The 25,627-nt window shown below is 67.5% G+C and carries 22 protein-coding genes; 8 read left to right on the top strand and 14 right to left on the bottom strand.

Translation table 11 applies throughout. The features are described from left to right. Position 1: 1 nt before the first annotated feature. The 9 genes from J2X21_RS12920 to J2X21_RS12880 form a co-directional block, all read right to left on the bottom strand. Complete coding sequence (locus tag J2X21_RS12920) at positions 2-943, bottom strand: glycoside hydrolase family 43 protein (protein WP_310329055.1); 942 nt, start codon at positions 941-943, stop codon at positions 2-4. Further along, a complete protein-coding gene (gene arfA / locus J2X21_RS12915) occupies positions 940-2,463 on the bottom strand; it encodes an arabinosylfuranosidase ArfA (RefSeq protein ID WP_310329053.1) in 1,524 nt (507 codons plus the stop codon). Before arfA ends, J2X21_RS12920 begins: the two co-directional genes overlap by 4 nt. A gap of 107 nt (positions 2,464-2,570) precedes the next feature. Continuing rightward, positions 2,571-3,899, bottom strand: a complete 1,329-nt coding sequence (locus tag J2X21_RS12910) for an extracellular solute-binding protein (protein ID WP_310329051.1) — start codon at positions 3,897-3,899, stop codon at positions 2,571-2,573. Further along, positions 3,899-4,735: a carbohydrate ABC transporter permease gene (locus tag J2X21_RS12905; RefSeq protein ID WP_310329049.1), complete on the bottom strand. Its 837-nt coding sequence runs from the start codon at positions 4,733-4,735 to the stop codon at positions 3,899-3,901. The genes J2X21_RS12910 and J2X21_RS12905 overlap by 1 nt, the downstream gene beginning before the upstream one ends. Beyond that, positions 4,732-5,625 carry a carbohydrate ABC transporter permease gene (locus J2X21_RS12900; RefSeq protein WP_310329046.1) on the bottom strand — a complete coding sequence of 298 codons (894 nt, stop codon included), beginning with the start codon at positions 5,623-5,625 and terminating at the stop codon, positions 4,732-4,734. Before J2X21_RS12900 ends, J2X21_RS12905 begins: the two co-directional genes overlap by 4 nt. Beyond that, on the bottom strand, positions 5,622-6,002 hold the full coding sequence (locus tag J2X21_RS12895; RefSeq protein WP_310329043.1) for a hypothetical protein: 381 nt from the start codon (positions 6,000-6,002) through the stop codon (positions 5,622-5,624). The genes J2X21_RS12900 and J2X21_RS12895 overlap by 4 nt, the downstream gene beginning before the upstream one ends. Continuing rightward, positions 5,999-7,087 (bottom strand): ABC transporter ATP-binding protein, encoded by a 1,089-nt coding sequence (locus J2X21_RS12890; RefSeq protein WP_310329041.1) that lies wholly within the window; start codon positions 7,085-7,087, stop codon positions 5,999-6,001. The genes J2X21_RS12895 and J2X21_RS12890 overlap by 4 nt, the downstream gene beginning before the upstream one ends. A 16-nt stretch (positions 7,088-7,103) precedes the next feature. Then, on the bottom strand, positions 7,104-8,027 hold the full coding sequence (locus tag J2X21_RS12885; protein WP_310329040.1) for an arabinan endo-1,5-alpha-L-arabinosidase: 924 nt from the start codon (positions 8,025-8,027) through the stop codon (positions 7,104-7,106). Continuing rightward, a complete protein-coding gene (locus J2X21_RS12880) occupies positions 8,027-8,956 on the bottom strand; it encodes a dihydrodipicolinate synthase family protein (RefSeq protein ID WP_310329039.1) in 930 nt (309 codons plus the stop codon). Before J2X21_RS12880 ends, J2X21_RS12885 begins: the two co-directional genes overlap by 1 nt. Before the next feature lie 219 nt (positions 8,957-9,175). On the opposite strand from J2X21_RS12880, the gene J2X21_RS12875 reads away from it, so the two are divergent. The 7 genes from J2X21_RS12875 (at position 9,176) to pelA (ending at position 19,229) form a co-directional block, all read left to right on the top strand. Next, positions 9,176-9,940: an SDR family NAD(P)-dependent oxidoreductase gene (locus tag J2X21_RS12875; protein WP_310329037.1), complete on the top strand. Its 765-nt coding sequence runs from the start codon at positions 9,176-9,178 to the stop codon at positions 9,938-9,940. Beyond that, positions 9,940-11,001: an aldose epimerase family protein gene (locus J2X21_RS12870; protein ID WP_310329033.1), complete on the top strand. Its 1,062-nt coding sequence runs from the start codon at positions 9,940-9,942 to the stop codon at positions 10,999-11,001. The genes J2X21_RS12875 and J2X21_RS12870 overlap by 1 nt, the downstream gene beginning before the upstream one ends. A gap of 17 nt (positions 11,002-11,018) precedes the next feature. Further along, positions 11,019-11,504: an acyl-CoA thioesterase gene (locus tag J2X21_RS12865; RefSeq protein WP_310329030.1), complete on the top strand. Its 486-nt coding sequence runs from the start codon at positions 11,019-11,021 to the stop codon at positions 11,502-11,504. Continuing rightward, the gene (locus tag J2X21_RS12860) at positions 11,491-12,411 is read left to right on the top strand and encodes an SMP-30/gluconolactonase/LRE family protein (protein WP_310329028.1); all 921 of its coding nucleotides are present in this window, start codon (positions 11,491-11,493) and stop codon (positions 12,409-12,411) included. The genes J2X21_RS12865 and J2X21_RS12860 overlap by 14 nt, the downstream gene beginning before the upstream one ends. A gap of 100 nt (positions 12,412-12,511) precedes the next feature. Then, a complete protein-coding gene (locus J2X21_RS12855) occupies positions 12,512-15,808 on the top strand; it encodes a DUF4450 domain-containing protein (protein WP_310329026.1) in 3,297 nt (1,098 codons plus the stop codon). A 26-nt stretch (positions 15,809-15,834) separates the two neighbouring features. Beyond that, the gene (locus tag J2X21_RS12850; protein ID WP_310329023.1) at positions 15,835-17,973 is read left to right on the top strand and encodes a hypothetical protein; all 2,139 of its coding nucleotides are present in this window, start codon (positions 15,835-15,837) and stop codon (positions 17,971-17,973) included. Further along, positions 17,970-19,229, top strand: coding sequence for a pectate lyase (gene pelA / locus J2X21_RS12845; RefSeq protein WP_310329021.1), 1,260 nt, complete (start codon positions 17,970-17,972; stop codon positions 19,227-19,229). The genes J2X21_RS12850 and pelA overlap by 4 nt, the downstream gene beginning before the upstream one ends. A 214-nt stretch (positions 19,230-19,443) precedes the next feature. Here pelA and mnmE read toward each other — a convergent pair whose 3' ends face one another. The 5 genes from mnmE to rpmH form a co-directional block, all read right to left on the bottom strand. After that, positions 19,444-20,808 (bottom strand): tRNA uridine-5-carboxymethylaminomethyl(34) synthesis GTPase MnmE, encoded by a 1,365-nt coding sequence (gene mnmE / locus J2X21_RS12840; RefSeq protein WP_310329018.1) that lies wholly within the window; start codon positions 20,806-20,808, stop codon positions 19,444-19,446. A gap of 201 nt (positions 20,809-21,009) precedes the next feature. Then, a complete protein-coding gene (gene yidC / locus J2X21_RS12835) occupies positions 21,010-22,725 on the bottom strand; it encodes a membrane protein insertase YidC (protein WP_310329015.1) in 1,716 nt (571 codons plus the stop codon). Beyond that, entirely contained in the window at positions 22,718-23,038 is a 321-nt protein-coding gene (gene yidD, locus J2X21_RS12830) for a membrane protein insertion efficiency factor YidD (protein ID WP_310329013.1), read from the bottom strand. The genes yidC and yidD overlap by 8 nt, the downstream gene beginning before the upstream one ends. Next, on the bottom strand, positions 23,035-23,541 hold the full coding sequence (locus J2X21_RS12825; RefSeq protein WP_310329010.1) for a ribonuclease P protein component: 507 nt from the start codon (positions 23,539-23,541) through the stop codon (positions 23,035-23,037). The genes yidD and J2X21_RS12825 overlap by 4 nt, the downstream gene beginning before the upstream one ends. A gap of 54 nt (positions 23,542-23,595) precedes the next feature. Beyond that, complete coding sequence (gene rpmH, locus J2X21_RS12820) at positions 23,596-23,730, bottom strand: 50S ribosomal protein L34 (RefSeq protein WP_054021782.1); 135 nt, start codon at positions 23,728-23,730, stop codon at positions 23,596-23,598. Between the two features lie 322 nt (positions 23,731-24,052). Between rpmH and dnaA the strand changes: the two genes are divergently transcribed. Further along, a complete protein-coding gene (gene dnaA, locus J2X21_RS12815) occupies positions 24,053-25,537 on the top strand; it encodes a chromosomal replication initiator protein DnaA (RefSeq protein WP_310329191.1) in 1,485 nt (494 codons plus the stop codon). Positions 25,538-25,627 lie beyond the last annotated feature (90 nt).

Below are 25,627 nucleotides of genomic sequence, written 5' to 3'. Positions count from 1 at the left end.
CTCACAGTGAACAGGAACCGTCGGCGACGGGGGTGCCGAAGTCAGGGAAGCCGTCGTTGCGCCAGCCAAAGGCCTGCACGCGGGTGTGGCGGTTGGGGTCGTTCAGCGGGTCGCCCACGATGTCGCGGTAGTTGCGGGCGTGATAGACCAGCAGGTCGGTCTGGCCGTCGGGCGTCGTTGTGAAGCTGTTGTGGCCCGGGCCGAACTGGCTCACCGATTCGTCGGTGGTGAACACCGGCGTGGGGGACTTGCTCCAGCTCTTGGCATCGAGCAGGTCCGCGCTCTGGTCCGCCCACAGCAGGCCCATGCAGTAGTTCGCGTCGGTGGCGGCGGCGGAGTAGGCGATGAAGACGCGGCCATTGCGCTTGAGCACGGCGGGACCCTCGTTGACGCAGAAGCCGATGCGCTCCCAGGCCAGGTCGGGGCGCGTGATGACAACGGGTTCGGTTGCCAGCGTCCACGGGTTGGTCAGTTCGGCGATGTAGAGGTTGCTCTCGGTCGGCGGGCTCTTCTGCGCCCAGCACAGGAAGCGCCTGCCGCCATGCTCGAAGGGCGTCGCGTCCAGCGAGAAACCTTCCTCGGGCGTGGCGATCCGGCCGCGTTCGACCCAGTTGTCTTGCAACGGATCGGCGCCCTCGCACTCAAGGACGTACATGCGCAGCTTCCAGATGTCATCGCGCTCGGAGGCTGCGAAGTAGACATACCAGCGGCCATCGATGCGGTGCAGCTCCGGCGCCCAGACGTGGAAGCTCATGGGGCCGCTGTCGTGCCTGCGCCAAATCACCTTCGTCGGCGCGGTTGACAGGCCGGCAATGCTGTCAGCGCTGCGGATCTCGATCGCGTCGTAGCTGGGCACCGATGCGGTGAACCAGTAGCGGCCGTCGACGAGCGTGATCTGCGGGTCGGCGCGTTGTTCGATGAGGGGATTGTTCCAGGCGGTCATGCGCGGGCGGCTTTCGTGACGATGACGTTCCACGAGGCGGGCTTGAGCTTCACGCTCAGACGGTCGCCAGCGATGGCAATGCCGTCGAGAGCTTGGGGCGCGACGCGGTCGGGCGCGTCGGCGGTGTTGGTGGCGTTCAGGTCTGCCGAATGCAACTGCTCGGCGCTGATCAGTTGGCGGTCCACGCCGAGGCCACGCAGCGTGACGGACAAGTCCATCTCGTCGGTGAGGCTGCGGTTGAGCAGGAACACCGCTGTCTGGCCTGTCGCCGCGTCGTCCACGACGCTGGCGCACAGATAGGGCAGTTCGCCGTGCTTCGCGTTCGCGTAGCCGGGCGACTTCACCACCGCGCGCAGCACATCTCCATGCGCCCAGCGCGCCGCTTGAGCAAACGGATGGAAGATGGTCTGCCGCCAGGCCGCGCCGCCCGGCTCGGTCATGATGGGCGCGATGACATTGCACAGCTGGGCCATGCAGGCGACCTTGAGCCGGTCCGCATGGTTCATGAACATGGTCAGCATGCCGCCGATGAGCAGAGCGTCCTCGGCCGTGTAGATCTCTTCCAGAAGGCGTGGCGCTTCGGGCCAGCCCGCTTGCTTCAAGTGCTCGCCGTGCCGCGCGCGGTACCAGACGTTCCACTCGTCGAAGGACAGCTTCAGGCGCTTTGTCGAGCGCTTGCGCGTCGCGACCGAATCCGCAATCGCGACCGTGTCCTCGATGTAGCGCGCATTCGTCTCGATCTGAGCGAAGAAGCTCTCGGTGGACGTGTCCGCCGGCGGCTTCACGAAGTAGCTGTGCAGCGACAGGTAGTCCACCTGCTCGAAGCAGTGCTCCAGCACGCGGTCTTCCCAGACGCCGTAGGTCGGCATGTCGTAGGCTGACGAACCACACGCGGCCAGCTCGATGCTCGGGTCCACCCAGCGCATCAGCTTGGCGGTCTCCTTGGCGATGCGGCCGTACTCGTCCGGCGTCTTCTGGCAGATCTGCCAGGGGCCGTCCATCTCGTTGCCCAGGCACCAGAACTTGATGCCCAGCGGCTCTTCCGCGCCGTGCTCGCGCCGCAGGTCCGACAGCGCCGTGCCGCCGGGGTGGTTGCAATACTCGAGGTAGTGCCGCGCCTCGTCCGGCCCGCGCGTGCCGAGGTTGACGCCGAACATCGGTTCAATGCCGACCTTCTTGCACCAGGCCATGAACTCGTGCGTGCCGACCTGGTTGGTCTCGGTAGAGAACCAGGCCAGGTCCAGCCGGCGCGGGCGCTGGTCTTTCGGGCCAACGCCGTCTTCCCAGTTGTATCCGGACATGAAATTGCCGCCGGGATAGCGAACGATGGTCGCGCCCAGCTCCTTCGTCAGCTCGGCCACGTCACCGCGAAAGCCATGCTCGTCGGCGGTGGGATGGCCCGGTTCGTGGATACCGTTGTAGACGCAGCGGCCCAGGTGTTCGACGAAAACGCCGAACAGGCGGCGGTCCAGTGGGGCGATGTCGAAGTCGCGGTCGACGGTGAGGGAGGCTTTGAACATGTCAGGTCCGGGGAAATGCAACCACAGAGTCACAGAGGCACGGAGAAGGGCTCTCGCTGCATTCGCTCTGTGTCTCTGTGCCTCTGTGGTTGCCTTTGGTTTTCATGTCAGCGGCGAGCCTTGGACAGAGCCTTGTTGACGCGCTTCTCCACGCTGGCCTGCACCTCGGCCACGGGCTTGCCCGACAGCAGCAGGTTGGCCACGTCCTCGCCGATCAGCAGTTCGATGTTGCGTTGCGTGGGCACGTTGCCCGGCATGGACGCGCCGGTGGTGGTGATCTCGGCCAGCGACTCGCGTTGCGGCAGCGCGCGGAAGGCCTCGCTCTGCGCTACCGTCTTGCTGACGGGCAGGTGACCGGTGCGCGACCATTCGGCGGTGCGCTCCCAGACGAACTTCAGGAAGGTGAGCGCCGCTTCGTGGCCCTTGGCATCCGTCGTGCCGCCCTTGAAGAGCGCCCACGAGTGGCCGTCTGCGAACACGGCCGGCTTGGCGTACAGCTGCGCGAAGGGGCGCACGGCGTATCCGCCCTGCAGCGGTGAGTCGGCCTTCTGCGATTCGCGCAGGAACTGGTCAATCGTCCACGTGCCCACGACGACAACGCCGGCCTGGCCGTTCAGGAAGGCCTGATTGGCGGCTGCGTAGTCCAGGTTGGGCCGCACATGGCCTTCCTTGTAGAGCGCCTGCATCAGCGCCAGCGCGTTGACGACGGCCGGCTGCTGCATGTTGATGCTCTTGCCGTCTTCGGCGAACAGGGCGGTGCCTTGCTGGGCCAGCAGCGTCTGGAAGGTGCGGTTGTTGGCGGCGGTCTCATTGGCCACGGCCCAGGCGAAAAAGGGCTTGCCGGTCTTCTGCTTGAACTGCCGCGCCTGCGCCAGCAGCTCCTCGGGCGAGCGCGGCAGCACCGGCTGGCCGTCGGCGCCCAACAGCCCGGCCTGCTTCATCAACTTCGTGTTGATGTGCCACAGCCAGGCCCAGGTATCGAAGGGCAGCGCGTAGGTCTGGCCGTTGAACGTGGTGCCCTTGCGAGCATGTTCGGTGAAGTCGTCCACCGGCACGCCCACGCGGGCGAAATCGGCGTCCAGCGGCAGAACCAGCTTGCGGCGCACATAGTCGCCCAGCGCCGATTCGTGCATGACGGCCACGGTCGGGATGTCCTTGGACACCAGGCGGGCGGTGAGCTGGTCGTAGTACGGACCCCACTCGCCGATCTGCGTGCGCACGACGATGTCGGGGTGCGTGGCGTTGAACTCGTTGACCAGCGTGGTCACGATGCCGCATTCGCCGACGCCTTCGGACGCCTTGTCCACCTGGCCGAACTGAGATTCGCAGCTGCCGAAGAAGCGCATCAGCGTGATCTCGGTCTTGGCCGGATCCTTCGCGGCCGGGCCGCAGGCCGCGAGCAGCGCGGCGCACAGTAGAAGGGCAGCGCGCTTCATCATGACTTGCCCGTCCCGGCGACGGCCGTCACCAGATGGCGTTGGAAGAACAGATACAGCATCAGTGCCGGCACGCCCGCGAACACGGCTTGCGCCATCAGGAAGCCCAGACCTTCCGACTGCGCGAAATTGGTCTGCGTGGACGCCAGGCCGCGGGTCAGCGTGTACATGTCGGGCTGCGTCGCGATGACCAGCGGCCACAGGTAGTCGTTCCAGCAGGCCAGGAAGGTGAAGATGCCAAGCGTCGCCTGGGCCGGCAGCGTCAGCGGCAGGATGATGGTCAGGAAGGTCTTGAAGCGCGAGGCGTTGTCCAGCATCGCGGCCTCTTCCAGCTCCGCCGGGATGGCCTTGAAGTACTGCGTCATCAGGTAGACGCCGAAGGGCGCGGCCAGGCCAGGTAGTGCCAGGCCGGCAATCGTGTTCTGCAGGTTCCACTCCGAGAACAGCCGGTGCAGCGGAATGAACACCGACTGCGCCGGCACGGCCAGGCCGAACATGACCAGTGCGAACAAGACCTTTCGGCCCGGGAACTCGCAGCGCGCGAAGCCGTAGCCGGCCAGCGACGACAGCACCAGCACGCCCACCGTCTGCAGCAGCGCGACGAGGGCGCTGTTGCCCAGCCAGCGGAACACCTGCGAGGTCTGCAGGATGTCCAGGTAGTTCTGCAGCGTGTACGGCGGCGACAGGAACACGTCGGTGTGCCGCAGCAGGAACTCGTTGGGCTTGAAGGACAGCGCCAGCACCCACAGCAGCGGGGCCATCCAGGCCAGTGCCAGCAAGGTCAGGCTGATCATGACCGCGCGGTCGAACCAGCCCTTTCTGAGCATGGGGTTCATCGCGCACCTCCCTTGCGATCACGTTCCAGCCAGAGCTGGGCGGAGACGCCGATCAGCATGATGGCCAGCAGGATCTGCGAGGCCGCCGTCGCGTAGCCCAGCGACAGCTGCATGAAGGCCTGCTCGTAGGTGAACTGCACGATGGACCGCGTGGTGTTGTTGGGCCCACCGTTGGTCATCAGCATGATCTGCGGAAAGACCTGGAACTGGCGGATCACCTCGATCAGCGTGACGAGGATGACGGCACGCTTGAGGCTGGGCAGCGTGATGTGCGTCAGCACGCGCCAGCGCGGCGTGTTGTCGAGGGCTGCGGCCTCGTAGATATCGCCCGGAATCTGCTGCAGCGCCGACAGGAACATGATCATCGGCAAGCCGATGATCCACCACACCGTGACGAGAGCGATAGTGAGCAGCGCGAGGTTGTCGCTGGTCAGCAGCGGCAGCTCGGGAATGCCGAGGGCCGCGAACATCTGCGCGATGAGGCCGCGCTCGGGCATCAGCGCGAGCTTCCACACCAGCGTGATCAGCGTGACGGAGAACACCGACGCGCAGAAGAAGGTCGCGCGCAGGAAGGTGGCGAGCTTGCCGGGGCGGTTCAGCGCCAGCGCCAGCATCAGCGACAGAATCACGAAGATGGGCGTGCTGATCGCGACGAAGCGGATGGTGTTCCACACGACCTGGTGGAAGACCTCGTCGGCGAACAGCTCCTTGTAATTGGCCAGGCCCACCCAGAAGCTGTCGTCAGAGAGCAGGTCGTGGTCGTGGAAACTGATCCAGATGCCTTTGGCGAGGGGCCAGAGGAGGAGGAGGACGTACAGCGTTACGAAGGGCAGTACGAAGAGGGCGTATGCCGGGCGTGAGGCGCGAATGCCGACGGTTTGTGCACTCATTGGGATTGCTCCGGCTGGGGTGGGTTGCCGCCTACGCCCATGCCGGGATGCGCGCCCGGCAGCGCGGTAACTTTCTTCTGCGGGGCCAGAAGAAAGTCACCAAAGAAGAGGCCCTGAACCGCACACGACCGCGACGCCGCCGTCAGCGGCGCGCGAAAACGTCCGCTCGTCATGACGCGCAGATGCGAGCCGCTGCGCTCTCGCCTACCACTTGTGCCGAGCACCAGGGATCGCCCCTTCACGCCGGTTGACGCCGGCTGCACGCCGGGCTTATCCGTTGAATACGACGCCGCTTGGGCGGCGTGGCGCAGTTCGTAGGTTGGGGTGAGCGCAGCGAACCCCAACATCGAGCGTCGTAGGTGCGCGGCCGCCTTCACGACAAGGCCTCCGCGTGATGAGCGCGCCCGCTCTCGTCGAACAGATGCGCGTCCGCCAGGTCCACCGTGACATGCACATGCGCGCCCAGCTTGGGCGACTGGCCCGCAGCGACGGTGACGATGAGAGGCGTCTCGCCTTCGAGTTTCAGGTGCGCCAGCGTCCGCTCGCCGAGGAACTCGACCAGCTCGACGCGGCCGCGCAGCGGGCCTTCCTCAGCTACGCGCAGGTTCTCCGGCCGCACGCCCATCACCAGGCCCTGCGATGGCACGCCGTCGGTCGATACGTGCGTCGTCACCACTTGCCCGCCCGGCACCGTCACGGCAACGCGGCCACGCGCATTCGCCGTGCGCTCGACGGGCACAAAGCCCATGCCCGGTGTACCAATGAAGCTGGCGACGAACTTCGTCGCCGGCCGGCGGTACAGCTCGGCCGGCGTCGCCACCTGTTCGATGGCGCCGCCCTTCATGACGACGATGCGCGTCGCCAGCGTCATCGCTTCGATCTGGTCATGCGTGACGAACACCATCGTTGCGCCCAGCCGCTGGTGCAGCTGCGCCAGCTCCAGCCGCGTGCGGCCGCGCAAGGCGGCGTCCAGGTTGGACAGCGGCTCGTCGAACAGGAAGATGCCCGGCTCCTTCACCACCGCGCGCCCAATCGCCACGCGTTGACGCTGGCCGCCCGACAACTGCCCCGGCTTGCGGTCCAGCAGCGTGTCCAGCTCCAGCATGCGCGCCGACTCGGTGATGCGCTTGGCGATCTCGTCGGCCGGAATGCCTATGTTCTTCAACCCGAAAGCCAGGTTGTCCCGCACCGTCATGTGCGGGTACAGCGCGTAATGCTGGAACACCATGGCCACATTGCGCTGGCCCGGCGCCGCATGCGTCACGTCGCGGTCGCCGATGGCAATGCGCCCGCCAGTCACTTCCTCCAGCCCCGCGATCATGCGCAGCAGGCTGGTCTTGCCGCAGCCCGAGGGCCCGAGGAAGACAACGAACTCGCCCTGCGCCACGTCCAGCGACAGGTTCTCGATGACCTGCACCGCGCCGTAGCGCTTGCAGATGTTCTCCAGCTTCAGGCCAGCCACGTTGGGTGTCTCCGGGTCATTCTTCTTTGATCTGCGGCCAGCCGTCTGCGGACCAGCTCAGTTGCGCGATGCGCAGGTGCGGCCTGCCGCCGCGTTCGGTGTCGTAGGCGTGGTGCACCATCAGGTCGCCCACCACGTCCTGGTGCCCCGGGCCCTTCCAGCGCGTGCCGGTGGCGGCCAGCAGCTGGGTGCCGCCCGCGTCCATCAGGTCCTTGCCGTCGCGGTCCAGGTAAGGGCCGGTCACGCTGCGCGAGCGGCCCACGCGGACGTTGTAGGTGCTCTCGGCACCCTTGCAGCACAGGTCGTAGGAGGCGAACAAATAGACCCAGTCGCCACGCCGCACGATGGTGGGCGCCTCGATGGCCGGGCTGCGGGCGATAAAGCGCGTGGGGCCGGTGGGCTTCAGCGTCTTCGCGTCCAGCTGCGTCACGCGCAGCCCGCCCCAGAAGGAACCGAAGCTCATCCACAACTTGCCGTCGCGGTCGACGAACAGGTCGGGGTCGATGGCGTTGAAGTTGTCGGTCGCCACGCTCTGCACCACCAGGCCGTCGTCGCGCCAGTCGCTGCCATCGGGCGTGGCGCTGCTGGCCAGGCCGATGGCCGAGCGGTTCTTGCCGAAGGTGGAGATGGAGTACAGCACCCAGGTGCGGCCGGCATGCTGGAAGACCTTGGGCGCCCAGATGTCCAGTGCCTTCTGCTCCGGCACAGCCTCGGCCCACCAGGCAGGGGCTTCCTTGAAGATGGGCGCCAGGCGACGCCAGGTCTTGCCCTGGTCGGTGGACTCCAGCCGCTGCAGGCCCTTCCCCGTGGTGAAGACGAACCAGCGGTCGCCCTGGATCAGCAGCGTCGGGTCGTGCGCGCCGGTGTCGCCTTGCGGCTCCACTGCGGCGACGGGCGCGGCCAGACACAGCGCCAGCAGCGCTGCGAATGCCGCACGCATCACTTGCCCCAGCGCAGGACCAGGGGATCGAGTCGCTTGGCCGCGTCCAGCAGGCCGGCGCGCACTTCGGGGCTCATCTCGGGGAAGGGGTGGCGGGGGGCGTCGCTCTTGATGACGCCGCCTTCCTTCATCAGCGCCTTGGCGGTCAGGATGCCGCCCTGACGGTTCTCGTAGTTGATCAGCGGCAGCCATCGGCCGTACTCGACGACGGCGGTCTCGCGGTCACCGGCGTGGAAGGCGTCGAAGATCTTGCGGATGCCGTCGGGGAAGCCGCCGCCCGTCATCGCGCCGGTGGCGCCGGCGTCCAGGTCGGCCAGCAGCGTGATGGCTTCCTCGCCGTCCCACGGGCCCTCGATGGCGGCGCCGCCCACGCGGATCAGCTCGCGCATCTTGCTGGCGGCCTGCGGCATCTCCAGCTTGAAGTACTTCACGTTGGCGATGTGGGTCGCCATGCGCGCCAGCAGCGGCACCGACAACGGCGTGCCGGCCACCGGCGCGTCCTGGATCATGATGGGGATGTTGATCCCATCCGACAGGCGCTGGTAGAAGCCTTCGATCTGGCCTTCGGACACGCGGAAGGTGGCGCCGTGGTACGGCGGCATGACCATCACCATCGCGGCGCCCAGCGATTCAGCCAGCTGGCTGCGTTCGATGCAGATCTGCGTGGAGTAGTGCGTCGTCGTGACGATGACCGGCACGCGGCCTGCGACATGCTCAAGGATGGCGCGCGTCAGCGTCTCGCGCTCGGCGTCCGACAGCACGAACTGCTCGGAGAAGTTGGCCAGGATGCACAGACCCGTGGAGCCGGCGTCGATCATGAAGTCGACGCAGCGCAACTGGCCGGGAAGGTCCAGCGTGCCGTCGGCGTTGAAGATGGTCGGAACGACGGGGAAGACGCCGCGGTAGGGGCGGGTGGCGGAGGCGCTCATGGTGCGGTCCCTTGTCTCTGGGGAAGTTGGATCAAGCGCCGACGGGCGGCGCACGGCCGGCTGTCATCGCTGGCATGTCGCCATTAAAGTATGACTATTTATGCAAGTTCATTGGGGTTAACCCGAAATTTGCCGTCTTTGCAAACAAAAAAGTATGACTAATAATTCGATCCATCGTCCGGTCGCAGAAGCCGGAGAGCATTTCCCGGAGACATTCCCATGAGTTCCTACGCCCGCTATCCCAGCCTTCAGGACCGGGGCGTCCTGATCACCGGCGGGGCCACCGGCATCGGTGGAACGCTGGTCGAAGCCTTTGCCGAGCAGGGGGCCAGGGTCGCCTTCATCGACCTCGCCGCCCAGGAAGGCGAAGCGCTCGCGGCCCGCCTGGCCGGTTCGCGGCACGCGCCTCAATTCATCGCAGCTGACCTGAGCAACGTCGAGGCGCTGCGCTCAGCCGTCGCCACGCTGCGCGAGCGCGCCGGCCCGTTCACCGTGCTGCTGAACAACGCCGCCAACGACAAGCGCCATGACGTCGAGGAGACGACGCCCGAGTTCTGGGACGCCAGCACTGCGGTCAACCTGAAACACCAGTTCTTCACCGCCCAGGCCGTGTTGCCCGACATGAAGGCGGCCGGTGGCGGCAGCATCGTCAACTTCGGCTCCATCAGCTGGATGCTCAAGCAGGGCGGCATGCCGGCGTACACGGCCAGCAAGGCCGCGGCCCAAGGCCTGACGCGCTGTCTGGCGCGCGACTTCGGTCCTCACAAGATCCGCGTGAACACGCTGGTTCCGGGCTGGGTCATGACCGAGAAGCAGCTCAAGCTCTGGGTCACCGAGGAGACCAAGCAGGAGATCGCCAAGGGCCAGTGCATCAATGGGCCGCTGATGCCGCAGCACATCGCCAGCATGGCGCTGTTCCTGGCCGCCGACGATTCGGCCATGTGCACCGCGCAGGACTTCATCGTCGATGGAGGCTGGGTCTGATGCAGCGCCGCGACTACGGCCAGCTGCCCGACGGCCGCGTGGTGCACGAGTACACGCTGGACAACGGCCTCGGCCTGAAGCTGACCGCCATCACGCTGGGCGGCATCGTCACCGGCCTGTGGGTGCCGGATGCGCAGGGCCACAGCGGCAATGTCGTGCTGGGCTTCGACAACCTGGACGACTATGTCCACCGCAATCCGTCCTTCGGCATCATCGTGGGCCGCTTTGGCAACCGCATTGCTGGGGGCAGCTTCGAGCTGGACGGCCAGATCCATACGCTGGCCCGCAACGATGGCCCCAATTGCCTGCATGGCGGTATCGAGGGCTTCGGTCATCGCCTGTGGTCTGCCGAGCCCGTCGACCCTCGCCCCGGCGAGGCCGAAGCGCTGCTGTTCAGCCTGACCAGCCCGCATGGCGACCAGGGCTTCCCCGGCGAGCTGAAGGTGAATGTGCGCTATTCGGTCAGCGCGACCGACAACAGCTGGCGCATCGATTACGAGGCGACGACCGACCGCGCCACTGTCGTCAACCTCACGCGCCACGATTACTTCAACCTTGCCGGCCACGGCAGCGTGCTGCACCATCGCCTCACGCTCCCGGCTTCGCGCTACAGCGAGGTGGACAAGCATCTGATCCCGCAGCGCCACGCCGCCGTCGAGAACACGCCGTTCGACTTCCGCGCGGCCACGCCCATCGTCGCCCGCATCCGCCAGACCCATCCCCAGTTGCTGCTGGCCAAGGGCTACGACCACAACTGGCTGCTGGATGGCGCACTGGATTCGCAAGGCCTGCGTGCCGCCGCCACGCTGGAAGACCCCGCCTCCGGCCGCCGCATGGACATCCTGACCAGCGAGCCGGCCATCCAGTTCTATTCCGGCAACTTCCTGGACGGCAGCCTGGCTGGGCCCGAGGGCCGCATCTACCGCCAGGGTGATGGCCTGTGCCTGGAGACCCAGCACAACCCGGACTCGCCGCACCACGAAGCCAGTGCCGACTGGCCCACCACGGTGCTGAGGCCCGGCGAGGCAAGGCGCAGCACGACAATCCATCGCTTCTCGTGAACCGCTGAGACCGTCGCATGGACCTGCCCGCCCACCAACTGACGATGACCGTGCTGATGACGCCGGACACCGCCAATTTCTCCGGCAATGTCCACGGCGGCAACATCCTCAAGCTGCTGGACCAGGTCGCCTATGCCTGCGCCAGCCGCTATGCCGGCCGCTACGTCGTCACGCTGTCGGTGGACCGGGTCATCTTCCGCCAGCCCATCCACGTGGGCGAACTGGTGACCTTCCTGGCCAGCGTCAACCACACCGGCACCTCGTCGATGGAAGTGGGCATCAAGGTGGTCGCCGAGAACATCCGCACGCAGGAGTCGCGTCACGTGAACAGCTGTTACTTCACGATGGTGGCCGTGGGCGACGACAACAAGCCCGTGCCCGTGCCGCCGCTGCGCCCCTTCACCCCCGAAGAGCGCCAGCGCCATGCCAACGCCATCCGGCGCAAGCAGGCCCGCGCCGCCCTGGAATCCAGCTCCCAAGCCCGTCCCGATGAGCAAGCCTGAACATCCCTTCGCCCTCGTTCTCGCCCAGGCCAACAGCCTCGGTGAAGGCCTGCAATGGCACGCCGCCAGCGGCCGCTGGTGGTGGACCGACATCGTCGGCTCCTGCATCTACGGCTGGACGCCCGGTGCCGCCACAACGCTGCAGGTGCGCCTGCCCGAGCGCGTGGGCTGCTTCGTTCACACCCGTTCCGGTGCCATCCTGCTGGCCATGGCCAAGCGCCTCGCGCGGCTGAAGCTGCCCGACCTGCAGGCCACCGGCGTCATCGACGCCCAGCCCGAAGAGATCGCGCTGATCGAGTCGCACCTGCCCAGCACCCGCAGCAACGACGGCCGCTGCGACCGCAGCGGTGCCTTCGTGTTCGGCACGCTGGATGAGGCTGAGCCGCGCCAGACCATCGGCGGCTTCTACCAGTACAGCCTGGCCAAGGGCCTGCGCCGCCTGCCGCTGGACGGCGTGGCCATTGCCAACAGCATCTGCTTCAGCCCCGACGGCAAGCGCATGTACTACTGCGACTCGCCCACGCGCCGCATCATGGTGTGCGACTACGACTCGGCCAGCGCCCGTGTCAGCGAGCCGCGCCTGTTCGTGAAGAAGGACGTCGAGGCCGCGGAGCCCGACGGCTCCACCATCGACGCCCAGGGTTGCCTGTGGAACGCCGAATGGGGCAACGCGAGCGTGACCCGCTACGCGCCGGACGGCCGCCTGCTGGCCCGCTACAGCGTGCCGGTGCGTGACGTGACCTGTCCTGCATTCGGTGGTCCCAACGGCGATCAGATCACCGTGACCACCGCCCGGGTGGGGCTCAGCAGCGCGGACCTGATGTCCATGCCGCAGTCGGGCAGCCTGTTCGGCATGAGCATCGCGGCGGGGCTCTACCTGCCCGAGCCGCTGTTCAACGACGACTGAGCCGGTTGCCTCAACCGCTCAACGGCTTGAGCGAAGCGCCGTTGAGACGGCCCCGGAATTGAGCGAAATTGCGGCACCCCAGCTTGCCTGCCGTGCCGCCATGTGTGCTCAGTTGCCGTCCCTGCCCGCGCTGCGCCGCTCGATCGGTCGGGTGCTGCTGGGCGGGCTGATGCTGACCGGCCTGCAGCTGGCCGCCGCGCAAGCCATCTCCGGCCCGCAGCAGACGCGCATCAACCTCGAAGGCCAGACCGCCCAGCCGCTGCGCTACACGCCTGACGGTGAAGACTTCGTCATCCACAACGGCGCCGAGTTCTTCAACCGCCCGCTGTACGGCGGCCGCACTGGTTTTCGCGTCGATGGTGGCGACAAGCCCGAATTCATCCTCTACCTGCCTGGCCGCGGCGGCAACCTGCGCCTGGCCGTGCGCACGCCCGCCGGTGCCCGCTGGCTGCACGAGGCCACGTCCATCACCACGCGCTACCGCCCCGGCGAACTGCACCATGACATCCGCGATCCGCTGCTGGGCGACAAGGGCAGCCTTGCGCTCGTGGCCGTGGCCACGTCCGGCACCGAAGGCCTGCTGATCCGCGCCGAAGGCCGTGCGCTGCCCGCCGGTACCGAGCTGGTGTGGGCCTATGGCGGCGTCACCGGCCAGCGCGGCCGGCGCGATGGCGACATCGGCACCGAGAGCGTGCCCATCAGCCGCTACTTCCAGTTCCAGCCGCAGTTCGCCAACGGCAACCGCTTGGTGATCGGCGGTGACGGCTTTGTGCTCGCCGCACCCGCAGCTCTCATCGCCGGCACGGTGCCCGCTGGCGCGCAGAAGCACCTGGCCGCGGCGAGCGACTGGGACTCTCTGCCCGCGCTGTTGGCGCCATCCGGCGCAACACCCGACACCGCCATTGTGGTGGGCCGCGCGCCGCTGCAGAACAGCCAGCCCGCCTGGCTCGCGCTGCAACGGCTGGCCGATGCCGCCCGCTCGCAGGCCAGCGCCGCCGCGCAGACCTACGCGGAGGTGGGCGCCCCTCGCCCCGCCACGCGCGGCACGCCGCTGGCGCCGCGCTTCAAACCAGACGAACTGCCCGCGCTGTTCGCCAAGGAACAAGCCCACTTCAAGGCGCTGCGCCACCAGATCCGCATCAACACGCCCGACCCGTACTTGAACGCCGCCGTCGGCGCGATCAACGTCGTCAGCGATGCGCTGTGGGACGACGACGCCAAGGCCATCCTGCACGGCGCCGTCGCCTGGCGCGTGCCGCTGCTGGGCTGGCGCGGTGCCTATGCGCTGGACGCGCTGGGCTGGCATGACCGCGCCAAACAAAACATCGAGACCTGGATCGCGCGGCAGAACGTCTCGCCCATTCCCGCGCAGCTGCCGCCTCCCGAAGCCGAGACCAACCTCGCGCGCAGCCGGACGGCGCTGCACTCCAACGGCAACCTGACCGCCTCGCACTACGACATGAACATGGTGTTCTTCGACGCCCTGTTCCGTCACCTGCTGTGGACCGGCGACCTGAACCTCGCCCGCCGCGCCTGGCCGGTCATCCAGCGCCACCTCGCCTGGGAGCAACGCCTGTTCCGCCGCGATTTCGACGGCCTGCCGCTGTACGAGGGCTATGCCAACTTCTGGGCCAGCGACGACGTGTTCTACGGCGGTGGCGGCACTACGCATGCGTCGGCCTACAACTACTACGCGTTCCGCAGTGCGGCGCGGTTGGCGAAGCTGCTGGGCGAGGACGGCAGCGCCTACCACCGCGAGGCCGACCTCATCGCGCAGGCCATGCGCAAGCACCTGTGGATGCCCGACCGCGGCGCCTTTGGCGAATACCGCGACAGCCTGGGTCTGCAGCGCCTGCACACCAGCTACGGGCTGTGGAGCTTCTACACCACCGTCGACTCCGAAGTGCCCACGCCGCAGGAGGCCATGCAGATGACGAGGGACGTGTTCTGCGCCTTCAAGCCCATTCCCGTGCACGGCGCCGGTGTGCCGAAGGACGTGGGCTACCGCGTACTGCCCAGCACGGACTGGATGCCCTATGCCTGGTCGGTCAACAACGTCGTCATGGGCGAGAACCTGCACACGGCCTTGGCGATGTGGCAGGCCAACTATCCCGAGTACGCCTTCACGCTGGCGAAGAGCGCGCTGATGGCCAGCATGAACATGGGCATCACGCCGGGCAACGTGGGCTCCATGAACTACCTGGACCACTACCGCCGCGAGTCGCAACGCGACTTCGCCGACGGCACCGGCGTGACGGCGCGTGCGCTGGTGGAGGGGCTGTTCGGCGTGAAGCCCGATGCGCTGGCCGGTGTGATGACGGTGCAGCCGGGGTTTCCCTCTGCATGGAACGACGCCGAACTGCAGCACCCCGGCGTGGGCCTGGTCTTCAAGCGTGAGGGTATGCGCGAGCGCTGGCAGATCACGCAGCCGGCGGCGCGCTTCAAGCAGTTGCGAATCAGGTTCCCTGCCTGGGGCCGTGAGGTCGAATCGGTCACGTGGAACGGCCGGCCCGTTGCATGGAAGTCCAACCCTGCAACTCACATGGTGCTTCTCGAGCAGCCGTGGGCAGGGCAAGCGACCGTCGTGGTTCAGTGGCGCAAGGGGCAGTGGCCCAACTATCGTGTGCCCAACTACACGCAGGGTGTGACCCGGATCCCGAATTGGACCGTGGCGACGGACGCCGTGTTTGAGTCCATCTCGCTCGGAACCCACTTCAACGACCGCGTCACCGACCTCTTCAAGCCCGGCAAGTACCTCACGCCACGACCGAGCGGCGTGTCGCTGACGCTGCCCTCCCAAGGCGCTGGCGCCTGGGCCGGGCACGTGAACGAGCTGCCCGCCATCGACGACAGCGGCCTGCGCCGCGTGGCGGCCGAGCAGGGCGGTGCGATCAAGCTGCCCAATGGTCTGCCGTTCGCCACACCCGCCGCACCCGAAGCCCGCAACATCGCCTTCACCTCCCGCTGGGACAACTATCCCAGGGAGATCAGCATCCCGCTGACTGGCCAGGCGCGCCACGCCTACCTGCTGATGGCTGGCACCACCAACTTCATGCAAAGCCGTATCGACAACGGCGAAGTCATCGTGGAGTACGCCGACGGCAGCCAGGCGCGGCTGGCCCTGCACAATCCCACCACCTGGTGGCCCATCGAGCAGGACTATTTCATCGATGACTACCAGTTCCAGCGCCCCGGCCCCACGCCACCGCGCGTGGATTTGAAAACCGGCCTGGTGCGCCTGCAGCCCACCGGCCGTGCAGTCCCCGGTGGCGCCGCCACCGTGCTGGACCTGCCGCTGGACCCCGCCAAGTCCCTCGCACGCCTGACGTTGCGCACGCTGAGCAACGACGTGGTGATCGGCCTGATGAGCCTGACGCTCGACCGCCGCTTGCCCTGACATCCTCCCCAACCGAGGTCGCCGTTTTGAAGCTGTTCACTCTCCTGCTGGCTGCGCTTGTCGTGCTGCCCGCGTCTGCCCAACCCATTGATCGCGCCGCCGTCGTCGCCCGCCATGCGGTGCGCAACACCGGCCTCAACCCCGAGTCCGCGCTGACCGTCGGCAACGGCGACTTTGCCGTCACCGTGGACGTGACCGGCCTGCAGAGCCTGGAGCGCATCTACTACGACAACGGTCTGCCGCTGGAGACGCGCAACACCTGGAGCTGGCACAGCTTCCCGAATCCCGACAAGCTGCGCTTCGAGGACACGCTGGCGCCCGTGCCCTTCCACGGCCGGCAGATCCTCTACCCCATCCACCAGAACACGCCCGCCGGCCGCTACTACCGCGAGAACCCTCAGCCCATGCCGCTGGGCCAGTTCCAGTTCATGCTGTTTGGTGAGGTGATGCGCAGCGAGGACATAGCCACCGTCAACCAGACGCTGGACCTGTGGACCGGCATCGTCACCAGCAAGCTCACCGTGCGCGGCCAGCCGCTGGAGGTGACCACCGCCGCCCACGGCAGCGCCGCCGTGCTGGCCGTGCAGGCCCGCTCGCCGCTGATCGCCAGCGGCGACCTGCAGGTGCGCGTGCGCTTCCCTTACGCCTACCGCACGTCCATCGCGCACAAGCCGCCCTTCATCTGGGAGAAGCCGGAAGCGCACCGCAGCACGCTGACGCAGGTGGCCGCCGGCCACGCCCGCATTGCCCGCGAGTCTGACGGCACGCGCTACGACACCGAGCTGCGCTGGAGCACGCCGGCCGAGTTCACCAGCGCCTCCACGCCGCAGCTGGCCGCGCCGCACGACTACCGGCTGCGTGCCACGTCGGGCGACAGCATCGCCTTCACGGCAGCCTTCGCCGATACCGAGCATCCGGCCGCTAACGAAACGGTCGCCAGCACGATCGCGTCCTCCAAGCAAGCCTGGGCCGATTACTGGACCAAGGGCGGCATGGTCGATTTGAGCCAGGCCACCGACCCGCGCGCCAAGGAGGTCGAGCGCCGCACCATCCAGTCGCTGTACCTGATGCGCGTGAACTACGGCGGCAGCTTCCCGCCCGCCGAGACGGGGCTGCAGCACCTGAGCTGGTTCGGCAAGCACAACTCCGAGGTCTACGTCTTCCACGCCGCGCAGTTCTACCAATGGGGCCATGTGGACCTGCTGGAGAAGGGACTGGCCTGGTACTTAAGCCACCTGCCCAAGGGCATCGCGCAGGCCAAGACCGAGGGCTTTGACGGCGTGCGCTGGCCCAAGATGTCGGGCCTGGACGGCCGCCCCACGCCGGGCGGCATCAACCCCTACATCATCTGGAACCAGCCCAACCCCATCTACCTGGCCGAGCTGGTCTGGCGCGCCAAGCCGACGAAGGAAACGCTGCAGCGCTACGGCGAGCTGGTGGCCGAATCCGCCAAGTTCCTCGCCAGCTTCGCGCACCGCGACCCGGTCACCGGCGTTTACCACCTGGGCCCGCCGTTGAAGAACGTCAGCGAAAGCACGTCGGTGGAGCTGGTGCGCAACCCGACGTTCGAGGTGGCCTTCTGGTACTACGGCCTGCAGCTCGCCCAGCAATGGCGCCAGCGGCAAGGCCTGGACCCCGACCCGCTGTGGGCCGACGTCATCATGAACCTCCCGCCGCTGCCGCAGCAGGACGGGCGCTACCTTGAGATCGAAGGCATCCGCGACCTGTTCGGGCCGGGCAAGCGCGGCGCGCCGTCGTCCATGCTGCTGGCGCTGGGCTATCTGCCGGCCACGCCCAAGATCGACATGGAGACCACGCGCCGCACCTTCCACGCCGTGCATGCGCAGCGTGGCGACGACGGCGGCTGGGTCAGCTGGCAGATGGGCCAGGGCGCGCTGACCGCGGCGCGGCTTGGCGAGCCTGAGCGCGCCGTCAGCATCCTTGCCAACACCGGCGCCGCCGCGCGCTTCATGCCCAGCGGCTACAGCCGCCGCCCGCGCGACCCCGAGGGGGCGGTGGCCTACCTGCCCACCAACGCCGCCTACCTGATGGCGATGGGCCTGATGGCCGGCGGTTGGGACGCCGCACCGAAAGTGCCCGCCCCGGGCTTCCCGAAAGACGGCGCCTGGACCGTGCGCGCCGAAGGCCTGCTGCCGCTGCCATGAGGCGACTTCTCGTCCTCGCGCTGCTGCCCGGCGCCGCGTTCGCCGCCGTCATCGGCCACAACACGCCCGCGCCCAAGATGAGCGTCGCACGCCTGGCCGAACTGCCTGCCGCGCAGCGCCCCGCCTGGCAGGCCTATCTGGAGCGTTCCGACCGCCAGGCCGCCTTCGACCGCGCCACGCTGGCCCGCGAGCTGAAGCCCGGCGACACCGTGCCGCCCCCGCCCGTGGCCGGCAAGACGAACGCGCCGCTGGACCGCGAGCCGGCCTGGTATGCGTCCGCCGAAGCGCAAGCCATCGCCACCACCATCCTCAGCTTCCAGACCCCCAGTGGCGGCTGGAGCAAGAACCAGAACCGCGCCGGCCCGCCCCGCCTGCCCGGCCAGCGCTACGCCAACAACGCCGAGACGATGACCGTCGGCAGCGGCAGCTTCGACGAACCGCGGGACCGCTTCTGGACCTTCGTCGGCACGCTGGACAACGACGCCACGCACACCGAGATCCGGTTTCTCGCGCGCGTGAACCAGCAGCGCCCCAAAGACGAGTACCGCGCTGCCATCCAGAAGGGCGTGCTCTACATGCTGACCGCCCAGTACCCCAATGGCGGTTGGCCGCAGAACTACCCGCTGGAAGGCGGCTTTCACGACGGCATCACGTTCAACGACGAGGCCGTCTCCGAGGCCGCCGCACTGCTACAGGACGTAGCGGAGGCCAAGCCCGAGTTCGCCTTCGTGCCCGCGCCGCTGCGCCACCGCGCCGCTGCCGCCGCAGCCAAGGCCGTGGACCTCATCCTCGCCGCGCAGGTAAAGGTGGACGGCCGCCTGACCGTCTGGCCGCAGCAGATCGACGCGCTGACGCTGGCGCCCATCTCCGCCCGCAACTACGAGCCGCGCGGCCTGGCCAGCGCCGAGAGCGCGGGTGTGCTGCTGTTCCTGATGCATCAGCCTCGCCCCACGCCGGCGATGAAGGCGGCCGTCGAGGCTGGCATCGCCTGGCTGAAAGCCCACGCGCTGTACGACCATGCGTTCGCGATGACGCCCGACGGCCGCAAGCTCGTGTCGCAGCCGGGTGCCGGTCCGCTGTGGTCGCGGGTCTATGACGTCTCCACTGGCCGCCCCATCTTTGGCGACTGGGGCAAGACCATCCACGACGACGTCAACGAGATCTCCAAGGGACGCCGCAACGGCTACACGTGGTGGGGCACCTGGCCGCAGAAGGCGCTGGACGCCTACCCGCGCTGGAAGGCGTCCAACCCCTGATCGGGTTAACGCCTGCCGGGATCTGACCTGCGCAGGCGCCTTGGTCCTACATGGCGGGCGACCCGCTGGGCCTAAATTTGATTCCGGGCGCAGGCCTCAGCAAATTCCAGGAAAAGCATCGACGCGCCAGCGCGCTTGATGTCCGCATCGACCCAGTGCGTCGTAGCTCCTGGACCCCGCATGAGACCTGCGCCTTCTTTCGTTGCGTGCCCGGCTACTTCCCGATGCAGAAGCTGCTGAAGATGACGCCCAGCAGTTCATCCGCCGAGAACGCGCCGGTGATCTCGCCCAGCGCGTCGTGAGCCAGGCGCAGCTCCTCGGCCAGCAGGTCCAACGCCGCATCTCGTTGCTCGGCGATGGCGCGTGCGAGTTCGAGATGCTCAGCTGTCCGTGCCAGAGCCTGCACATGGCGCTCGCGGGCGATGAACAAGCCCTCGGGCACGGCCTGCCAGCCGGCGGTCTTGAGCAGGCGCTGACGCAGCGCCTCGAGGCCCTCGCCCGTCTTCAGGCTCAGTGCGATCTCGCCTTGAGGCGCCGCTGCGAGATCAGCCTTGTTGAAGACCTGCACGATGCGGCCAGCATCGACACCCGACAGCCGCGCGCGAATGCGCTCATCCTCGGCCTCGTAGTCGGGCTGTCCCACGCGGCCCAGGTCGTGCAGGAACAGCACGACGTCGGCGTCGGCGATGGCATCCCAGGAGCGCGACACACCGATGCGCTCGACCTCGTCGGCCGTGTCGTCGCGCAGGCCGGCCGTGTCGGTGATGTGCAGCGGCACGCCTTCGATCTGAATGGTCTGGCTGACCTTGTCGCGCGTCGTGCCGGGGATGGGCGTGACGATAGCCAGTTCGGCGCCGGCCAGCGCGTTCAGCAGCGAGCTCTTGCCGACGTTGGGCTGGCCCGCGAGCACGACCTTCAGGCCGTCGCGCAGCAGCGCGCCTTGGCGCGTGCGGGCCTGGACTGCGTTCAGCTGTGAGGTCAGACGGTCCAGGCGTCCGAAGGCGTCTGCCTTCTCGAGGAAGTCGATCTCCTCCTCGGGGAAGTCCAGCGTCGCCTCCACCAGCATACGCAGCTGAATCAGCTGGTCGCGCAGCAGTCCCACTTCGTTGGAGAGCGCGCCGCCGAGAGCCCGGCTCGCGCTGCGCGCGGCGGCCTCGGTGCTGGCATCGATGAGATCGGCCACGGCTTCGGCCTGGGCAAGGTCCAGCTTGCCGTTCAGGAAGGCGCGCTGCGTGAACTCGCCGGGCTCAGCGAGGCGGACGTTGGCGCCGGCCGCGATGACACGCGCCAGCAGCAACTGCATGACGACGGCGCCGCCGTGGGCCTGCAACTCAAGCACGTGCTCGCCCGTGTAGGAGTGAGGTGCGGGGAAGTGGATGGCCAGGCCCTGGTCGATGGCCTGGCCGTTCGTGTCGCGGAACGGCAGGTAGGTCGCTTCGCGCGCCTTGAGCGTCCGGCCGCAGACGGCGGCGATGAGCGGGGCCAGGTCTTGCGGCGATGACACGCGCACGATGCCCACAGCACCGCGGCCCGGTGCGGTGGCGATGGCGGCGATGGGGTCGGCGTGTCGGGCGAGCATGGGCGCGATTGTGGCGGCCCCCAAAAAGAAACAGCCGCTCGGATGAGCGGCTGCATCAGGTGTTGGCGCGGGGGAGGCCGGGTTCGAGTGCTCTCGTGAGCCTCGTCCGGGCCGGTGTTCTCTGCCCCGCGTCGCCATTGAACTGCCGACGCTCGGCAACCGGAAGCCCCTGGCTGGGGGGCTCGTGCAGATTCACGTGATTCAGTTCACGCCCATCTGCTTGTTGATCATCCATTGCTGAGCGATGGACAGGATGTTGTTCGTCAACCAGTACAGCACCAGGCCGGCCGGGAACACGAAGAACATCACGCCGAAGGCGATGGGCATGAACCACATCATCTTCTGCTGCATCGGATCGGCGGCCGGCGGATTCAGCCAGACCTGGAACAGGCTGGTGGCCATCATCAGCAGCGGCAGGATGAAGTAGGGGTCGCGCACCGACAGGTCGGTGATCCACCAGATCCACGGTGCCTGGCGCATTTCCACGGTGGACAGCAGCACCCAGTAAAGCGCCATGAAGATGGGCATCTGCAGGAAGATGGGCAGGCAGCCGCCGATGGGGTTGACCTTCTCCTCGCGGTAGATCTTCATCATTTCCTGCTGCATCTCTTGCGGCTTGTCCTTCAGGCGCTCCTTCATCTCATTGATGCGGGGCGCCACGGCCTTCATCTTGGCCATGGACTTGTAGGCGCTGGCGTTCAGCCAGTACAGCGCGATCTTCAGCAGCACGACCAGCGCGACGATGGTCCAGCCCCAATTGCCGATCAGGTTGTGCAGCTTGTCCAGCAGCCAGAACAGCGGTTCGGCCAGGATGGTCAGCATGCCGTAGTCCTTGACGCGCTCCAGGCCGGGGGCCAGGGTCTTCAGGTGGTTCTCCTCCTGAGGACCGGCGAACAGCGTCGCGTTCTGCGTGGCGGTGGCGCCCGGCGCCACGGTGGGCAGCGTGAAGACCATGCCGGTGGCGTAGGTGTCACCCTGCACGCCCAGCTGACCCGGCAGCTTGCGCACGAAGAACTCGCGCTTGCCCGGCTCGTTGACCAGCCAGGCGCTGGCGAAGTAGTGCTGGATCATCGAGACCCAGCCGTCGTCGGCCTGCTTCTGGATGTCGACCTTGTTCTTGTCGATGTCCTCGAAGGTGATGGTCTTGAACTTGGCCGTGTCGTTGTAGACCGCCGGGCCCGTGAAGCTGGGCGTGAACGCCGCACCGCCGGTGACGGTGGAGCCGTCGCGCACCAGCTGCAGGTAGACCTGCGGCGTCACGGGCGCGGTGCCGGCGTTGACGATTTCATGCGAGACGCCCACCGTGTAGGCGCCGCGCTTGAACGTGAAGGTCTTGACCAGCTTGACGCCGCCGACCTCGGCCGACTCCAGGCGCAACTTGACCTCGTCCTGGCCGGCGGCCAGCTCGCGGGCGCCTTCCACGGCCGTCATCGGCGTGTGGTGCGTGGGCAGCACACCCTGCGCGCTGACCAGGCCGGTCTGCGCGCGGTAGTGCTGGGCAGCGTTGAACAGCACGACTGGTTCGGGCGTGAACGGGTCCGGTTTCTTCCAGCGCACCATCTGCAGCAGCTGGTCCGTGACCGTGGGGTCCGGTGCCGTCAGGTACTTGGGCAGCTCGGCGCGAACGATGTCGCCGCCCAGCGTGTCGACGGTGACCGTCAGCACGTCGGTGCGGATCGTGATCTTCTCGGACGGCGCTGCCGCGGGAGCGACGGCGGTCGGGGCCTGCACCGTGCCGCCGGCCGTGGCGGCCGGCACGCCGTTGCCGGCGGGGCCGCTCGCGGCGGTCACGGCCGGCTTCGGGGCGGCGGGGCTGAACATCGAAGGATGCCCGTTGTGCTTCTGCCAACCGTCCCAGAGCAGGACGAGAGACATGGTGAACACCACCCACAGCACGGTGCGGCGAATATCAGTCATGAGGAGACTCGGACGAGGAAGACGACGACGCGCAGGCGCGCGTCATGGAGGAAGACGGGATGAGCCGGGAAAACAGCCGCGGCGCATTGTCAGGCACGGGATCGTGCCCACCGTCGCACCAGGGCTGGCAACGCAGGATGCGGTGCACCGTCAGGTAGCTGCCGGCCAGCGCGCCATGTTTTTCCAGCACGGCCAGCGAGTAGCACGAGCAGGTCGGCTCGAAGCGGCAGGCATTACCCAGCCAGGGGCTCAGCATCAGGCGATAGCCACGCACGATGGCCATCAGCAAGCGGGCAGGCCAGCTCGGCGTCATGCGGCGGCCTCGGGGCTGGGCGCGGGCGCTGGTTTGCGGGCCTGCGGCTTCATCGCCCGGTCCAGCAGCTGCGCCAGTTCCGCGCGCACGGCGCTGCGCAGCGCGTCGGATGCGGCGCTGGGGAACTTCTGGCGGTCAACAGGTGAGCGCAAGCGGACGACCCACAACCCCGGCGGCATGCCGGGCCGCTCCGCAAATGCGGCGCGGATCTGGCGCTTCAAGAGCTGGCGCGTCACGGAGCGCTTCGCGTGCCGCTTGGGAACGACCATGCCCACCCAGCAGCCGTCAGGCACGCAGGGCAGGTTGGGATCCACAGCGTTGTGGGTAACTGGTGCGCCACCTGTTGATAACTCGGCTTGAGCTGTGCGCAACTTCGCGGCGACCCAGGGGCTGGGTGCCGGGTTGGCAGACAGGTGGTGCAGCGCGAAGTGAGCGCTGCGGTCGCGGCTCGGGCGGGCGAGAACCCGCTCGAAATCCACCGGGCGCTGGATTCGACCGATCATCGGAGGCCCGGCAGGCGGACGGCGCCTTGGGGCGCCGCCTTTTGCGACAAGACCTTAGACGGCCAGGCGCTTGCGGCCCTTGGCGCGGCGCGCGGCGATGACGGCGCGGCCGCCGCGCGTCTTCATGCGCACGAGGAAGCCGTGGGTGCGGGCGCGGCGGGTCTTGGAGGCTTGGTAGGTACGCTTCATGGGGAACCTCTTTAAAAGGCTTGTTTGCTCCGGACGCAGCGGTTGGCGACCGGCCAAGAACTTGCAAGCGGACTTGCAAAACGATGCGCAGGGCAAACACTCGCCGATGCGCGAAAACCCGCGATTACATCAGAAGCCGAGCGGCCGGTCAATAACTCGGCGCTCTCAAGCCGGGTTTGCCAGGGATTGACCCCCTTCGAAATTCTGTGGATAACCCACGCTTCGGTGGGCGCCGCATCCGTACAATCCGGCCGCTCGAAAACAAGTTTTCCACATGAGCCTAGAAGAACACAACGGGGCGGATGGGGCGCAAGAGCGGGCAATGGGCGTAGCGGGCATCAACACGGCGGATTGGGCATCGGACCTTTGGCGGCGCGGCTGTGAGCGCCTGGCCACCGAGCTGCCCGAGCAGCAGTTCAACACCTGGATCCGTCCGCTGCCGCCGGCCACGGTGGTTGGCGAAGGCGCGGGCGCGGATGCCGCCAGCGCGCTCGTCGCCACGCTGAAGGTGCCCAACCATTTCAAGCGCGACTGGATCCGTCGCCAGTACGCCGCCCGCATCGAGGCCATCCTGACCGAGCTGGCCGGTCGACCCACAAGGCTGGAGTTGGCGCTGTCCGCCCGCGAGCCGCAAGGCATTGCCGTGCCCGGCGTCCTGCCGCCTGCGGTGACCGCCGCTGCCGTGGCGACGCCGGCGGCCTCCGCCGAACCCAGCGCTGCGCTGCGGCCGGTCGTCCAGTCCGTGGCTTCCCCGATCGTGCTGCCGTCCCAGGCGCCCGCCTCGGCCAAGCACCGCATCAACCCGCAGCTGACTTTCGACACGCTGGTGCCCGGCCGCGCCAACCAGATGGCCCGCACGGCGGCGCTGCACGTGGCCGGCGCGCCCGGCGTCACCTACAACCCGCTGTTCATCTACGGCGGCGTGGGCCTGGGCAAGACCCACCTGATCCACTCCGTCGGCAACGCGCTGCTGAAGGACCGCCCAGACGCCCGCGTGCTGTACCTGCACGCCGAGCAGTTCATCTCCGACGTGGTCAAGAACTACCAGCGCAAGACCTTCGACGAGCTGAAGGCCAAGTACCACTCGCTGGACCTGCTGCTCATCGACGATGTGCAGTTCTTCGCCGGCAAGGACCGCACGCAGGAAGAGTTCTTCAACGCCTTCGAGGCGCTGCTGGCCAAGAAGGCGCACATCATCATGACGTCGGACACCTACCCCAAGGGGCTGGTGGACATCGACGAGCGCCTGACCAGCCGCTTCGACGCCGGCCTGACGGTGGCCATCGAGCCGCCCGAGCTGGAGATGCGCGTCGCCATCCTGATCAAGAAGGCCGAGGCCGAAGGGCAGCCCATGCCCGAGGACGTCGCCTTCTTCGTCGCCAAGAACGTGCGCGCCAACGTGCGCGAACTGGAAGGCGCGCTGCGCAAGGTGCTGGCCTACGCCAAGTTCTCGCACAAGGAGATCAGCATCACGCTGGCCCGCGAGGCGCTGAAAGACCTGCTTTCCATCCAGAACCGCCAGATCGGTGTGGAGAACATCCAGAAGACGGTGGCCGACTTCTACAAGATCAAGGTCGCCGACATGTACTCCAAGAAGCGCCCGGCCAGCATCGCGCGGCCGCGCCAGATCGCGATGTACCTGGCCAAGGAGCTGACGCAGAAGAGCCTGCCCGAGATCGGCGAGCTGTTCGGCGGGCGGGACCACACGACCGTGCTGCACGCGGTGCGCAAGATCGGCGGCGAGCGCCAGAAGAACACCGAGCTGAACCAGCAGCTCCACGTGCTGGAGCAGACGCTCAAGGGATGACAGGCAGGGGTTGACCAAGGGTTGACCCGCATCGCCCTGGCAACCCTGCCAGCCCGGACGGGCACCGTTTCCGGGCGACAATCACAGCTT

Origin of the sequence: Roseateles asaccharophilus (genome assembly GCF_031458115.1) — a bacterium.
Taxonomy (GTDB): Bacteria; Pseudomonadota; Gammaproteobacteria; order Burkholderiales; family Burkholderiaceae_C; genus Pelomonas; species Pelomonas asaccharophilus_A.
This window is presented reverse-complemented; position numbering and strand designations above follow the sequence as displayed.